13 protein-coding genes and 1 tRNA gene are annotated in these 12,934 nt (G+C 56.4%); 3 read left to right on the top strand and 11 right to left on the bottom strand.

Features of this window, described 5'->3' with window-relative positions; genetic code table 11:
• Window positions 1-40: 40 nt before the first annotated feature.
• Both DT23_RS16765 and DT23_RS16760 read right to left on the bottom strand, forming a co-directional pair.
• Entirely contained in the window at window positions 41-796 is a 756-nt protein-coding gene (locus tag DT23_RS16765; RefSeq protein WP_038133094.1) for an alpha/beta hydrolase, read from the bottom strand.
• Between the two features lie 117 nt (window positions 797-913).
• Window positions 914-1,792, bottom strand: coding sequence for a LysR family transcriptional regulator (locus DT23_RS16760; RefSeq protein ID WP_038133091.1), 879 nt, complete (start codon window positions 1,790-1,792; stop codon window positions 914-916).
• Window positions 1,793-1,935: 143 nt separating this feature from the next.
• Between DT23_RS16760 and DT23_RS16755 the strand changes: the two genes are divergently transcribed.
• Genes DT23_RS16755 through DT23_RS16745 form a run of 3 tightly spaced genes read left to right on the top strand, consistent with a single transcriptional unit; the run spans window position 1,936 to window position 4,918 of the window.
• Window positions 1,936-2,448 carry a TRAP transporter small permease subunit gene (locus DT23_RS16755; RefSeq protein WP_038133090.1) on the top strand — a complete coding sequence of 171 codons (513 nt, stop codon included), beginning with the start codon at window positions 1,936-1,938 and terminating at the stop codon, window positions 2,446-2,448.
• Window positions 2,445-3,755, top strand: coding sequence for a TRAP transporter large permease (locus tag DT23_RS16750; protein WP_038133089.1), 1,311 nt, complete (start codon window positions 2,445-2,447; stop codon window positions 3,753-3,755). Before DT23_RS16755 ends, DT23_RS16750 begins: the two co-directional genes overlap by 4 nt.
• A gap of 5 nt (window positions 3,756-3,760) precedes the next feature.
• Window positions 3,761-4,918 (top strand): C4-dicarboxylate TRAP transporter substrate-binding protein, encoded by a 1,158-nt coding sequence (locus DT23_RS16745; RefSeq protein ID WP_162177269.1) that lies wholly within the window; start codon window positions 3,761-3,763, stop codon window positions 4,916-4,918.
• A gap of 660 nt (window positions 4,919-5,578) precedes the next feature.
• On the opposite strand, the gene DT23_RS16740 is transcribed toward DT23_RS16745, so the two are convergent.
• The 9 genes from DT23_RS16740 to DT23_RS16705 all read right to left on the bottom strand — a co-directional run bounded on the left by DT23_RS16740 (window position 5,579) and on the right by DT23_RS16705 (window position 12,724).
• The gene (locus DT23_RS16740; RefSeq protein ID WP_038133087.1) at window positions 5,579-6,256 is read right to left on the bottom strand and encodes a type 1 glutamine amidotransferase domain-containing protein; all 678 of its coding nucleotides are present in this window, start codon (window positions 6,254-6,256) and stop codon (window positions 5,579-5,581) included.
• Window positions 6,257-6,267: 11 nt separating this feature from the next.
• On the bottom strand, window positions 6,268-7,302 hold the full coding sequence (locus DT23_RS16735; protein ID WP_038133085.1) for an NADP-dependent oxidoreductase: 1,035 nt from the start codon (window positions 7,300-7,302) through the stop codon (window positions 6,268-6,270).
• Between the two features lie 12 nt (window positions 7,303-7,314).
• Window positions 7,315-8,472 carry an iron-containing alcohol dehydrogenase gene (locus tag DT23_RS16730; RefSeq protein ID WP_038133084.1) on the bottom strand — a complete coding sequence of 386 codons (1,158 nt, stop codon included), beginning with the start codon at window positions 8,470-8,472 and terminating at the stop codon, window positions 7,315-7,317.
• A 4-nt stretch (window positions 8,473-8,476) separates the two neighbouring features.
• Entirely contained in the window at window positions 8,477-8,893 is a 417-nt protein-coding gene (locus DT23_RS16725) for an organic hydroperoxide resistance protein (protein WP_038133083.1), read from the bottom strand.
• A gap of 55 nt (window positions 8,894-8,948) precedes the next feature.
• Window positions 8,949-9,536 carry a TetR/AcrR family transcriptional regulator gene (locus tag DT23_RS16720; protein WP_038133081.1) on the bottom strand — a complete coding sequence of 196 codons (588 nt, stop codon included), beginning with the start codon at window positions 9,534-9,536 and terminating at the stop codon, window positions 8,949-8,951.
• A gap of 597 nt (window positions 9,537-10,133) precedes the next feature.
• Window positions 10,134-10,337 (bottom strand): hypothetical protein, encoded by a 204-nt coding sequence (locus DT23_RS18755; protein WP_051697385.1) that lies wholly within the window; start codon window positions 10,335-10,337, stop codon window positions 10,134-10,136.
• Between the two features lie 54 nt (window positions 10,338-10,391).
• A complete protein-coding gene (locus DT23_RS19630; protein ID WP_156023991.1) occupies window positions 10,392-10,652 on the bottom strand; it encodes a hypothetical protein in 261 nt (86 codons plus the stop codon).
• A gap of 473 nt (window positions 10,653-11,125) precedes the next feature.
• Window positions 11,126-11,202 (bottom strand) — tRNA-Arg (locus tag DT23_RS16710).
• A 97-nt stretch (window positions 11,203-11,299) separates the two neighbouring features.
• A complete protein-coding gene (locus DT23_RS16705; RefSeq protein ID WP_051697384.1) occupies window positions 11,300-12,724 on the bottom strand; it encodes a sensor histidine kinase in 1,425 nt (474 codons plus the stop codon).
• Between the last annotated feature and the right edge of the window lie 210 nt (window positions 12,725-12,934).

Genomic DNA, 12,934 nt, shown 5'->3' with positions numbered 1-12,934 from the left:
GCACCATCAAACCGTGGGATCAAACACTTAAGAACTGCCCTTAAATCTCGCGCGTTAGGGCCCCGATAAATTCACTGGTTTTCTGAACGATGAGATCGCGATCATAATCCAGGGTCGCGACGTGAAACGAATTCTCAAGCCAATACAAGGTGACATCCGAGGAACCAACATCACGCATGATGCGCAGCCCGTTCTCGGGCGCGACGACATGGTCAGTGCGGGACTGGAAGATCAGTATCGGCTGTTTGAGATTGGGTAACATCGCGCCTGTCGCGCAGGTCAGGACAAACCGTTCGCGCATCGTCGCATAAGGGATCTTGTCATAACAAATTTCATGCCGGTCGGGATGGCAAATATCGGACCCAATCCCCCGTTGAAATCTGTTGCTCTTATCGCAGAATAGGCCAGCAACTTGTTCCGGCCGATAAAGTCCCGTTGAGCCGTTTATGGTAATGACTTGATCCACCTGATCCGCAAAGCGAATTGCCAGATTGAGAGCAATCGTCCCGCCAAGAGACAGGCCCGCGACAATGATCCTGTCGCAATCGCCAAGTAACATTTCAAGCGCAGCTTCCGCAGAGGCGAGCCAATCCTTGTATCCCGTCTGTTCCAATGCTTCTGGTGTTTCGCCATGGCCGGCAAGCAGTGGCACACTGAGGGTAGCACCTGTGGCATCATGGATTGCACGCCCTACGTAGGCGATGCTTTGCGGCGTGCTGGTGAAACCATGAAGCAGTAGCACGCCCGTGCGGGACCCCTTCAGATAAAAAGGATTGGGATCGGCATCATAATCCATAGAGTCTCACACTGGCATCTGGCTTTAACACCGACATAAGACGCCATGAACGCGGCTACGCTCAAATAGGCTTGTGTGATCGGGTGATCGCAAAATTGGATCACCAGCCGCCCTGTTCTATGTCGGGAAGCTCTCACGAAAGGCCTGAAGCAGTTTGGTGTCAACAACTTTACTCCATGCCATTGCGATTGTCAGTTCCGGGCTCCAGTCCGGCACAGGCAGAATTTTGAGCGCGGCGGGAAGGCTGTCTGCAGCACTGATCGGATAGAAGGTCAAACCGCGCCCATCTGCGACCCGTTGGAAGATCACCTGAACGTCCCACGCTTCATCTATGATCGACGGGGAAAGACCTGCTTGACTAAAAGCGACATCGAGCAAAGTACGATACGAACGCCAGTTTTCCCTAACACCCATGACAAAAGCGCTGTCGCGCAGCATGTCGAGTGACACTGTGTCGATGGCACGAGGCACAACGACTCCAATCTGAGTCGACCATATCGGTTTTTGGGCAACCTCGAGATCATGCACACTACCGTGTGATAGAAGAAAGCCGATGTCGATCTCGCCCGTTTTCAGATTGCGCATCATGGTATCCGTCGACATCACATGCATCTCGACTTGGCATCCCGGGTGACGCTTGTGAAAAATGTCTAGCCCGGCTGAGATCTGGGACGACGACGCCAAGGCGGAATATCCCACGATAATATGCCCTCGTGCTCCGATAGCATTCTGACGAGACGCGCGAATTGTCCTCTCGAATGCGGCGAGTGTTAGGCGCGCATCGTCAAGGAAAACGCGCCCGGCATCGGTGATTTCAAACATCCCTGCGCTACGTAGGAAAATCGGAAAACCAAGATCGGTTTCAGTATCCTGAACCGTCTTGCTGACAGCCGGTTGCGCAATGTTCAAGGCGTCGGCAGCGGCGCGGAAGCCACCTGCATCGGCGACTGCGATCGTGTAACGCAGATGGCGGATGCCGATGCGTGTTGGCCCCATGGAAATCTCCTTCTTGTCGGCTGGACCGATAACGAACTGCGATCACCCGATCAAGCTTTGCTATTTGAATAGGGCATGTCGGTGCTGAATGCTGTGCTAATGCGCACATGATCGTGGGAGAGTGACTGGTGCAAGGAGGATTTATGGATCGTGCATTTCGCAAACTGACCCATGGGCTGATGCTTGTGGGTGGGTTGGGTATTATCGTGATGATGATCAATATAACGCTGGATGTAGTTCTGAAAGTGTTCTGGAATGCGCCGATACAGGGCACAGTGGAGATCTCGTCGTACTATTACATGGTCGCGATCGTCATGCTGCCGATGGCATTGGTCGAATATGACGACGAACAGATCAGCGTGGATCTTCTGTTTAACCATTTTCCTGCATGGCTGAAACGCACCAGTTTGCTGATCACCTTCATTGCAACCGCTGGCATCTTGTCGGTGATGACATGGCGCACTGGTCTGGACGCGGTCCGGGCCTTCAAGGTCGGCGAAGTTGTCATGGGTAGCCGAGAAATCATTGTTTGGCCCGCACGCTGCATGCTTCCGCTTGGCTTTGGTTTAGCGGCTGTCGCTGCGGTGTTGCGCGCCGTCATGCTGTTGCAAGGCAAACCTGTCACGAAATTACATGAAACGGATTCCGCAGCATGAGTATGTTGGCTATCGGTTGGATCGGCGTTGGTAGCCTTTTCGGACTTCTCGCTCTGCGCATGTCCATCGGCATCGCTCTGATGATCGTCTCGTTCGTCGGGATCTCTGCCATGCTGAATATGACAGCGGCATTTGGTATCGTCAGCGCGCTGCCGTTTAGCTTCATCGGCGATTGGTCCCTTACAGCGATCCCGATGTTTCTGCTGATGGGGTTCATTGCCGCGAATACCGGGCTGACCACAGGAGCCTTTGATCTGTTGAAGCTGCTGCTGGCACGCGTGCCCGGCGGTTTGGCCTCGGCCAGCGTGGGGGCGTGCGGTCTGTTCGCAGCGGCCTCCGGTTCGAGTATTGCGACAACCGCCGCGATGTCGCGCATCGCTGTTCCCGAAATGTTACGTGCCAAATATCATCCCTCGCTGGCGACAGGCGTCGTTGCCGCATCAGGGACGCTAGGCTCTTTGATCCCGCCTTCGATCCTGATGGTGCTCTATGGCATCTTCACCGAACAGTCGATCGGCCAGCTCTTCATCGCAGGTGTCGTTCCTGGTGTGATTTCCGCCTTGATCTACATGGGAATGATCACTGTTCGCTGCGCCTTGAAGCCCGATCTCGCGCCACGTAGCGCCGAGGTGTTCGATACACGTCGCTTCTTCAATCTGCTGTGGTCGGTTTGGCCCTTCCCTGTCTTAATCATGGGCGTTTTGGGGGGGATATTTGGCGGCTTCTTTACGCCGACCGAGGCGGGCGGAATGGGGGCAACCCTTGCCATCCTGATCGCAATATTGCGCCGCAGCCTGACTTGGGACGCGATGCGCTCTGCAATTCGGCAAACTGTCGTGGCCACGTCGTCGATCTTCTTTCTCTCGATCGGGGCGATCATGTTTACCCGCTTCATGGGGTTGTCGGGCGTGCCACGCTCGCTGACGGATGCGATGCTGTCGGTTTCGGACAATAAAATCGTGATCATACTTATGGTTGCAGCGCTGTTCGTCATTCTTGGCATGGTGATCGATTCCATTGGCCTAATGCTGCTGACACTGCCTATTTTGCTGCCGGTTTTGGAAGCCGCTGATATCAACCTGATCTGGTTCGGCATCATCGCCATCAAGCTGCTCGAGATAGGCCTGGTGACACCGCCCGTGGGCCTCAACCTCTATGTCTTGCACAGTGCGCTGTCCGGAAGGGTCAAATTGGGAGACATCATTTCGGGCACGACCTGGTTCATTGCGATGGACCTACTGACGCTCATCCTGCTGATCGCATTTCCAGCGCTCAGTCTCTTCTTGCCCGCTTTGATGGCAGGGTGATGCAAATGGCTACTAAACGTTCCAAAGGGAGGAAACTTGTGAACATGACGTCGATAATGAGATCCACGGCAATCGCGCTGGCGATGATGACGACCACAGCGACTGCGGACAACTACAATGCAAACCACTTCTTTGCCGAGCGCCATTCAATGGTGCGCGGACCCTATGTTGAATTTGCGAAAAAGGTTGCAGAAGAGACGAACGGCGAGATCAACTTCACTGTTTTCTCTGCAGGCTCCCTGCTGCCGCCAGCGTCTTCCCTTCAGGGAGTTCGCGATGGCGTTGCTCAAGTCACTTACCACGCTGGAACCTACACGCCGTCCGAACTGCCAATCGATAACCTTATCGGTAACATGGCCTTCTACAATACAGATCCGCTGGTCATGGCCTTTGCGTCGACGGAATTCGGGCTGACCAACCCCGCCCAGTTGGCCGAATGGAAGGCCAATGGCGTGATCTATGGTGGTGGTTATTCGACCTCGCAATATTTCATGCAGTGCAACACGCCGATTCGCACGCTGGAAGACATCAAGGGCAAACGCTTGCGCATGGCCGGTGGCGCATGGTCACGCTTCGCAGAATATGTCGGTGCTGTTCCGGTATCGATGCCTTCAAGCGAGATGTATACCGGACTGGACGCAGGGTCTCTGGATTGTGCAGTGGCGGCCGCTGATGCTTTGGACAGCTTCAGCCTTAAAGATGTCGTCACCGACATGAACACCTTGGCGATTGGCAACTATTACGCTGGTTTCGAATGGGGATATAATGTCGCCTTCTGGCAGTCGATCTCGCCGGAAAACCGCCGCGTTCTGTTTAACGAGATGGCCTACTATCTGGCACAGCACCGCATCGAATTTGACAAAGACGTCGCGAAAGCGGTCACATCGGCCCAAGAAAACGGAATGACCGTCGTCGATCCGGATGAGTCTCTGAAAAACGCGCTGGCAGAATTTGTGGTAGCCGATGAAGCTACTCTGATCGCTACCGCGAAAGAACGCGGGATCGAAGACCCGGAAGCGATTCTGACCTCTTTCAAGGCGATCGTAGACAAATGGGACGGGCTGCTTGCCAATGTGGATACCACCGATGTCGATGCACTTGCGCAGCTCGCACGCTCGGAAATCTATGACCGGATTGATGAGACCACATACGGAGTCTACTGACGCCTAAATGGCTTTCAGAAGGAACGAATAAAGGCGGCTCTCGAGCCGCCTTCTTAAATTGTCCTCTGTCCACGTCGATTTTTCGGCTACGTGATATGGTCGTCCTTTGCCGAAGTGAACAAAACTCGCTAGGAAACAGGGTAACGGGCGGAGGCGATCACTGAGCTGAAGGTAAAGACAGACACTCGATCTCGGTCGAATAGGGAAACCAGCGTTCCGACAATCAGGCGTCTGGACCTACCTTGCTGAAAGGCTCGGCTCCTAATAGAGCTGCTTCAAAAAGGCAAATGCTGCGCTATATACAGATGGCAGCTTTAGGAATGACCGGACGGGCAAGTCGAATGTCCGTTTTCGTCCCCTTTCCGCCCTGCCGCTCTTCGCGGAACGAAAATGCTGCGCGGCGCACGAACGACCAGTTCGAAGAAGCTGCATTGCGGCGCTTGACCATCCGATGAACAGCCGAAGTGGGCCGTGAGCCGTCGAAAAGTAGAATAGCAGCTTGAGGCTTTCTATATCCACTTCTTTTAAGAGCGGTGGTAAATCTCACAGACTCTCAGGGCGGGTTCCCGAGTGAATCCGCCCTGATCTGAAGCACCCGACTGTCGCGCCCAGTTCAAGGGCAGCGGATCAGGCTATCGCCTTTTGCACAGGGCCAAGTCCCTATTTCAGCAGCGCGAGGATCTCTTGCGCGGCGGCGGCGGATGAGGCGGGGTTTTGGCCGGTGACAAGTTTGCCATCACGCAGGACGAAGCTGCTCCAGTCTGCCCCTTTTTCATACTTGCCACCATTTGCCTTTAGCATGTCTTCAACCATGAAAGGCACAACGTCGGTGAGTTGCACGGCCTCTTCTTCAGTGTTGGTAAAGCCCGTCACGCGGCGGCCGGAAACCAGCGGTTTGCCGTCCGTCCCTTGGGTGTGGCGGAACACGGCGGGTGCGTGGCAGACCGCCCCAACAGGCATGTCGGCGGCGGCGAAGGCCTCGATCAGGCGTTTGCTGTCCGCGTCTTCGGCGAGATCCCACAAGGGGCCATGACCGCCCGGATAGAAGATCGCGTCAAACCCGTCTTCGGTCACGTCCGAGAGTCTTAGCGTGTTCGCGAGATGCTTTTGCGCGTCGCTGTCGTCCTTGAAGCGGCGGGTGTCATCGGTCTGTGCATCGGGGTTGTCGCTGGAGGGATCAACCGGCGGTTGGCCGCCTTTGGGCGAGGCCAATGTGATATCGGCGCCTGCATCTTTGAAGACGTAGTAGGGGGCCGCAAATTCTTCCAGCCAGAAGCCGGTTTTTTTGCCCGTGTCCCCAAGCGCGTCATGGGATGTGAGTACCATTAGAATTTTCATGGTCTTGCCTTTCAGTTGCGGCCAACGCGGATGACGCGCTTGCCAAAGTTTTCGCCGTTCAACAGCCCGATGAAGGCTTCGGGCGCATTTTCCAGCCCGTCGATGATCTCTTCGCGGTATTTGATTTTGCCGCTCTCAACCCACGGCCCCATTTCCTTCGCGAAGTCCCCGTAGAGATGCCCGAAATCGTCAAAAATGATGAAGCCTTGCACCTTGATCTTCTTGCGCAGGATCTGTCCCATAAGCCAGTTCATCCGGTCCGGCCCGTCGGGCAGGGTGGTAGCGTTATACTGCGAGATCAATCCGCAGACCGGCACCCGTGCGTTGGGGTTCAACAGCGGGATGATCGCGTCAAGAACCTTGCCGCCGACATTTTCGAAATAGACGTCGATGCCATCGGGGCTGGCCTTGGCAAGCTGTTCGGCAAAGTCATCTGCCTTGTGGTCGATACAGGCGTCAAAGCCCAACTCGTTGACTGCGTAGGCGCATTTATCGGGTCCGCCTGCGATGCCGACCACACGGCAGCCAAGGATCTTGCCGATCTGGCCCACGGTGGCCCCGACCGGGCCGGTTGCAGCCGCCACGGCGATGGTTTCGCCGGGCTTTGGCGCGCCGATCTGTGTGAGGCCGGCCCAAGCGGTAAAGCCGGGCATACCCATGATCCCCAGCGCCCAGGACGGATGCGAAGGGGCTTTGCCCAGATTGGTGACGCCGGCACCATCGCTAACAGCATAATCCTGCCAGCCATTGAAGCTGAGCACATAATCGCCCGGCGTGAACCCGTCGACGTTCGAGGTCACGACCTGTGCCACTGTTCCGCCCGGCATGACCCCGTCAATTTCCACCGGAGCCGCGTAAGAGGGTGCGTCGCTCATACGTCCGCGCATGTAGGGGTCCAGCGACAGAAACTCCGTGCGCAAAAGCATCTGATTGGCGCCCGCAGAGGGCACCTCGCCCTTGACCAGACGGAGTGTGTCCTTGGTCGGCGCGCCTTTGGGGCGCTCCGCCAGCACAAGCTGGCGGTTTACTGTTTCGGTCTGTGTCATGTTCAAAACCTCTTACTCGGCGGCTTCAAGAATGCGGCGGGCATCCTCGGGGGTGATGGCGCTGTGCTCGCCAAGGGCGGTCATGCCGTGCTCTTTGAGCGCTGCAACGATGTGGTCGATATCGGCGCTGGCGACGTTGTAATCGCCAAGGCGGGTTTTGATGCCCATCGATTCAAAGAAGTCGCGCGTCGCCTTGATGGTCGCATCGATCCGCGCATCTTCATCGCCTTCGCGGATATCCCAGACATTGGCGCCGTATTGCAGCAGCTTCTCGCGTTTCGGGACGCGCTGGTCATTCATCAGCGCGGGCAGCACCACGGCCAGCGTGCGGGCGTGATCGGTATCGTTCAGCGCGGTAATCTCATGGCCGATCATATGGCTCGACCAGTCTTGCGGCACACCCGCCCCGATCAGACCGTTCAGCGCCAGTGTTGCCGTCCACATCAGGTTGGCACGGACATCGTAGTCGTTTGGCGTCTCAAGGGCTTTCGGCCCCAGTTCGATCAGGGTGCGCAGCAGCGTTTCGGCAAAACCGTCCTGAACGCGTGCAGCAGACGGATATGTCAGATACTGTTCGATGATATGAACAAAGGCATCCGCAACACCATTGGCGATCTGGCGCGGCGGCAGCGAGTAGGTGACCTCGGGGTCGAGCACCGAAAAGACGGGATAGCAATGCGCGCTCATGAAGGGGAGCTTGGCGCCCTTTTCAGAATTGGTGATCACGGATCCAAAGTTCATTTCTGATCCGGTCGCGGGCAGTGTCAGCACGGTGCCGAATGGCACAGCGTCTTTCACGACCGACCCGTGCGATGTCAGAATGTCCCATGCATCGCCGTCATAAAGAGCAGCTGCCGCGATGAATTTGGTGGCGTCAATGACCGATCCGCCGCCGACAGCAAGAAGAAACGTGATGTCTTCTTTTTCGATAACCTCAACCGCCTTGAGTGCGGTGTCAAAACGCGGGTTCGGCTCGATCCCACCGAATTCGACCAACGTGCGACCCGCAAGCGCCTCGCGCACCTGTGCAAGAACGCCGGTGCGTTCAGCGCTGCCGCCGCCGTAGATGATAAGAACATTTGCATCAGCAGGAACCTGATCCTTCAGGTCCGCGATGCGCCCTTTCCCAAACAGGATATGTGTTGGATTGTGAAAATCGAAATTCTTCATTGTTTCAGACCTCTTCAGTTTCAGTGTGCAGGCGCACGTCGATGTTGTTGCGTGTGGCGTTGGAGTACGGGCAAACTTGATGCGCAGCTTCGACAAGGCGCTTTGCGTCATCGGCCGCCATGCCCGGCAAACGAATGGTGATGTCCAGATCAAGCGCGTAACCACCCTCGGCGCGTTGACCAATGCCGACGTCGATCGTGGTTTTTGCCCCTGTGGCATCAAGTTTGAGCTGCTTGGCCATCAATTCCATTGCGCTGTCGAAACAGGCAGCATAGCCAAGCGCGAACAGCTGTTCAGGGTTCACCCCCGGCTCGCCACTATCCGAGCGGACCATCTGGACCGAAAGGCTTCCGTCGTTCAGGGTGGCGGTGCCGGAGCGCCCTCCGCTTGCGGTTGCGGTGGTTTTGTAGAAAATTTTCATGATTTTCCTTTACGAATAGACCGGTCGTCTTTCGCGGTGGCAAAATTTTTGAGAGTTACGGTGCTGGAACAAGCGCCCTTGTCGCATCCATTGCAGAATTAAGTGCGCCATCACTGTGTGAGATGCTCGCAACGAGGCTGGCCCCAAGCCACATATGATAGATCATTTCCGCCAAGGCTCGGGGATCTTTGAGTGAGGCAATTGTGCCTTCATCTTCCCCCTGTTCAAGAGTCTGCGCCAGATGCGCAATGATGTCGGACACACCTTTTTGCAAGATGCTGCTCATGTTTTCCGATAGGTCAGCAACCTCCGCCGACAGTTTGACGACCAGACACCGATCCTCAAGGTTCGGGCTGAGTTGTTTCTCGCGCCACCCTTCGAAATAGGTCAGGAACCGAGACCGCGCATCCATGTCGGGATGCGTGAGCGACGCATTCAGGCGAAGGCTATACTCTGTCATAAACTCGCTCAACAGCGCACAGCCATAAGCCTCTTTCGAGGCAAAATAATGGTAGAAAGAGCCCTTCGGAATGCCGGCCTCTTTCAAAAGTGTGCTCAGGCCGACACCCGTATAGCCCTGCTTGGCTGTCAGGCGGCGTCCTGTGGTCAATATTTGCGAGCGGGTGTCGTTTTGCTTTTCCATGAACTGCTAGATAGGATTGAATAGACCGGTCGTCTATGGGTGGCGCGCTATTTTCTCATTCACTAATCTGTGAGACAGGAGCGTCTACTCGCGGCGAATGACCTGTGTGGATAGCTTCCGCGCCTCCCGGGGCGATGGTGATGCGGAACTCTGCCGCGAGGCTGACCGCTTCATAGTCCCGTTCGCACGATTGCTGAGTCAATTTCAATAGTAGAGCATCTGCGCAGAACCGATGAAGCGGTCGCCCCTTTGAAATATCTCCGCGCGGCATGCTGAGCTTCTGTGATCTGGATGTCAGCTTTTCAGAACCCTCTCTTCAAGGGTAGCAACCGCAGCGTAGGTTCACTTGCTTCCCACCCCGAAAGATTGCCATCCTCACAATGCGCAGACACCCGGCATTAGAGCGCTTGCAGCGAATTGTGGCTTTGTCCGCAGTGCTGTTATTGACGCCAGCGGAACGCTGCGCTGAATATCAAAGTCCGCTTTGGGGAAGCTGCATCGCAGCGGCGATGGCAACCACGGATGACGGCTTTGGGCCGTCCTTGTCGCGTCTTGTGAGCACGCGACACCATTTTTCTGCACGTGGCCTAATGCAACTCAAGTACTCCGAGATAGCCGTTCATCTCCTTCAGCGGCAATCTCTTCGAAAAGGCCATCGAGAGCTTCAAACAAGTCCCATCGATCAGCCTGCAGCCGGGCCGCAACGCCATCGATAATTTGCAGTTCCAGGTCGGCTTCTCGTGAGCCTTTCCACAATGTGTCAGCAAGCGCGATTAATAGCTCTTCGAACGAAGCACCCATGCTGGCGTATTATGCGTGGCTGCGACAGCACCGAGCAATTTGGGCGCAAACTCCTTATTCAAGAAGTAACTTTTCGCCTGCTGCTTCATGCAGGTTACCACCTCCTTCAAGCTCGTTCGGATGAACGATTATTCCCGCATCATGTACCGCAATGCCGACTTGAACGCAGCGTTTATCGTACTGAACCCCAAGGTCATCAAGCTTTGAGATGATTTCACCACCGACTTCGCCGACTAATTGAAGATGTTTGAACAATCTTTGCGGTGCACCTAATCGTTCGAGCAGGTTGAAAGCGTCTTCCCGAGATTTCAGCAATGCCAGCTCCAAACAGCATATTCAGGAAAAGGACTTAGGCACTCCTTCTGTGGCAGCCAACTCAGCATCAGTCACTCTGGACTCAGGGCCGCCAAATGCCGGTGCAACTTTAACAAGGATAGCATCGCTCCCAGACCTGCCACCAGCAGGGATGAGCCGACCACACCCGATAAAAAAATAGGGTGAGGGCGCGGCCCTCCCCCTCGGGCAACCCAATTAGACCGGGCCGGGGCCTCGGCTGCGCCTGTGGGCCGCACCAACCCTGTCGAATTGCATTGCCTCGCCCCCACCCGCGTTCGCCACGTGGCAGATTTGCAGGAACAGGCGGCTTCGCCGTCTGACCTTCAAATCAGCCCTGATTTTCGGAAACGGAAGTCAGATCAACGCAACAGGCCCACAAGCGGCAAGGATACGGGATCAGGTCAGTTTATGACGCAAAGGTCAAAGTCATGTGACGTCTTACAAGAGGGAAATGGTGGACCCGGAGCGATTCGAACGCCCGACCCCTTGATTCGTAGTCAAGTGCTCTATCCAGCTGAGCTACGGGTCCGTGGGGGGCGATTTAGCCCCCGTGGCGGACCATTGCAAGGGCAAAACGCGCCCGATTTCTGAATTTATCCGAGAAAGCCGCTCAGAGTCTTGCAGGCTTAGAGTTCTGCGCTCGTACGCTTGTCCGTCGCGCAGTAGAGCCCCTCGCTTGAGGGCAGGAACAGGCGGAACTCGGTGCCGGTTTCATCGGTGCGCACCAGATCAAGACGGCCGCCATGCCCGCGGATCAGTTCGGCTGCGATTGCCAGACCCAGCCCCGTGCCGCCGCTGCGTGCGCCTCCGGTGAAGGGCTGGAACAGGTGGTCGCGGGCGCGCGCAGGAAGGCCGGGACCGCTATCTTGCACGCGGATCCACCAGCCCTCGGCACTCTCGCCTGCACCGATCTCAATCGTGCCCGGCTTGTTGGTCGCCTCGATGGCCTGACGGGCGTTGCGCACCAGATTGTTGAGCACACGATACAGCTGCTCGCGATCTGCGCGGATCACCAGATTGGGCGGTACATCGGTGACAAATTCCACGACGGTTGTCTCGCCCGGATGATCTTCGTTTTCCAGCACCTCTTGGGCCAGTTCGGCCAGCATAAAGCGCGACAGCGAGGGCGGCGGTTCCTCGGCCTTGCCAAAGGCAAGCGTCGATTCGCACAGGTTGATCGCGCGCCCGATAGAGCCCATCAGCTTGGGCGCGGCGCGCTGCACGCCGGGGTCATCCGAACTTTCCATACGATCCGCGAAAAGCTGCGCCGTGGTCAGGATGTTGCGCAAATCGTGGCTGATCTTGGCCACCGCCTGACCCAACTGAGCAAGACGCTCTTTCTGGCGCAGCGCTGCGGTAAGCTGCTTTTGCATCGACGCCAAAGCCTCTTCGGCGACGCGCAGCTCCTCGACACTGGCTTCGGGCGTGATGATGCGGCGCGTATCCTCGGGGGCCTCGGCATAAGACGCCATATGCGCCACCAGCCGTTTGATCGGCACCACCATCAAGCGGCGGACCAGAAAGAACAGCAGCACCGCCGTAATCACCGAGAACACCGCCGAAATCGACAACAGCCGCAGTCCGTATTCCACCATCGCGATGCGCATCGGTTCAGTGGCGAGTGTGACCTCGATCACGATACCGCCCTGCTGCACCGGTTCACCCAGCACGCGCACGACCTTATTGTCGAAATCAAACAGCGAATGCACCGCATCGCGAATCCGCGTCCATTCCGTCGAATCGCGCAGGTCGTAGGTTTCCGTCACGGGCGAGGGAATTGGCGAGGACAGCACCAGTTGGCGCACCGCATTGCGGCGCAACACCACGTTGAACACCCCGGCATTCGCAAGTAGCTCTTTTTCAAGCTTGGGTTCGATTGTCGTGTCGGTGGTCAGCAGTGCAAGCGAGGCGATCTGCGCGCGCTCAAGCCGTGTGAGGAGATAATCCTCACGGAAATTGGCAAGACCGGGCAACAGGATCAGCGCTTCGGCCAGGACGACGAAAACCGTCGTCAGGATCAGAAACCGCCCCGAAAGAGTGTTCACTGCCATCCGCCTATCATTTGCCACAGCCCGTCACCGAACTGCCTGTTTCTGCCTCTTTACGCCCGACGCGACCCTCGGCGCAACTGTAAGCGATTTGGGGTTAAGATAGGCGGCGGCCCAAAAGGGCAAAACCCCATGATCGGTCACGTTTTTCCGTCACTACCATAAAAAGGCACAAAAATCCGCATCGTCCGAATTGACTCGAGCGGATTGGGT

The organism is Thioclava indica (genome assembly GCF_000714545.1).
GTDB lineage: Bacteria > Pseudomonadota > Alphaproteobacteria > Rhodobacterales > Rhodobacteraceae > Thioclava > Thioclava indica.
This window is presented reverse-complemented; position numbering and strand designations above follow the sequence as displayed.

What these genes read in the sequence shown, in the direction of transcription:
- DT23_RS16705 (WP_051697384.1), bottom strand. Translation starts at nt 12,724, where the DNA reads ATGGCAGTGAACACTCTTTCGGGGCGGTTTCTGATCCTGACGACGGTT.
- DT23_RS16740 (WP_038133087.1), bottom strand. Translation starts at nt 6,256, where the DNA reads ATGAAAATTCTAATGGTACTCACATCCCATGACGCGCTTGGGGACACG.
- DT23_RS16755 (WP_038133090.1), top strand. Translation starts at nt 1,936, where the DNA reads ATGGATCGTGCATTTCGCAAACTGACCCATGGGCTGATGCTTGTGGGT.
- DT23_RS18755 (WP_051697385.1), bottom strand. Translation starts at nt 10,337, where the DNA reads ATGGGTGCTTCGTTCGAAGAGCTATTAATCGCGCTTGCTGACACATTG.
- DT23_RS16725 (WP_038133083.1), bottom strand. Translation starts at nt 8,893, where the DNA reads ATGAAAATTTTCTACAAAACCACCGCAACCGCAAGCGGAGGGCGCTCC.
- DT23_RS16730 (WP_038133084.1), bottom strand. Translation starts at nt 8,472, where the DNA reads ATGAAGAATTTCGATTTTCACAATCCAACACATATCCTGTTTGGGAAA.
- DT23_RS16735 (WP_038133085.1), bottom strand. Translation starts at nt 7,302, where the DNA reads ATGACACAGACCGAAACAGTAAACCGCCAGCTTGTGCTGGCGGAGCGC.
- DT23_RS16760 (WP_038133091.1), bottom strand. Translation starts at nt 1,792, where the DNA reads ATGGGGCCAACACGCATCGGCATCCGCCATCTGCGTTACACGATCGCA.
- DT23_RS16745 (WP_162177269.1), top strand. Translation starts at nt 3,761, where the DNA reads ATGGCTACTAAACGTTCCAAAGGGAGGAAACTTGTGAACATGACGTCG.
- DT23_RS16720 (WP_038133081.1), bottom strand. Translation starts at nt 9,536, where the DNA reads ATGGAAAAGCAAAACGACACCCGCTCGCAAATATTGACCACAGGACGC.
- DT23_RS16765 (WP_038133094.1), bottom strand. Translation starts at nt 796, where the DNA reads ATGGATTATGATGCCGATCCCAATCCTTTTTATCTGAAGGGGTCCCGC.
- DT23_RS16750 (WP_038133089.1), top strand. Translation starts at nt 2,445, where the DNA reads ATGAGTATGTTGGCTATCGGTTGGATCGGCGTTGGTAGCCTTTTCGGA.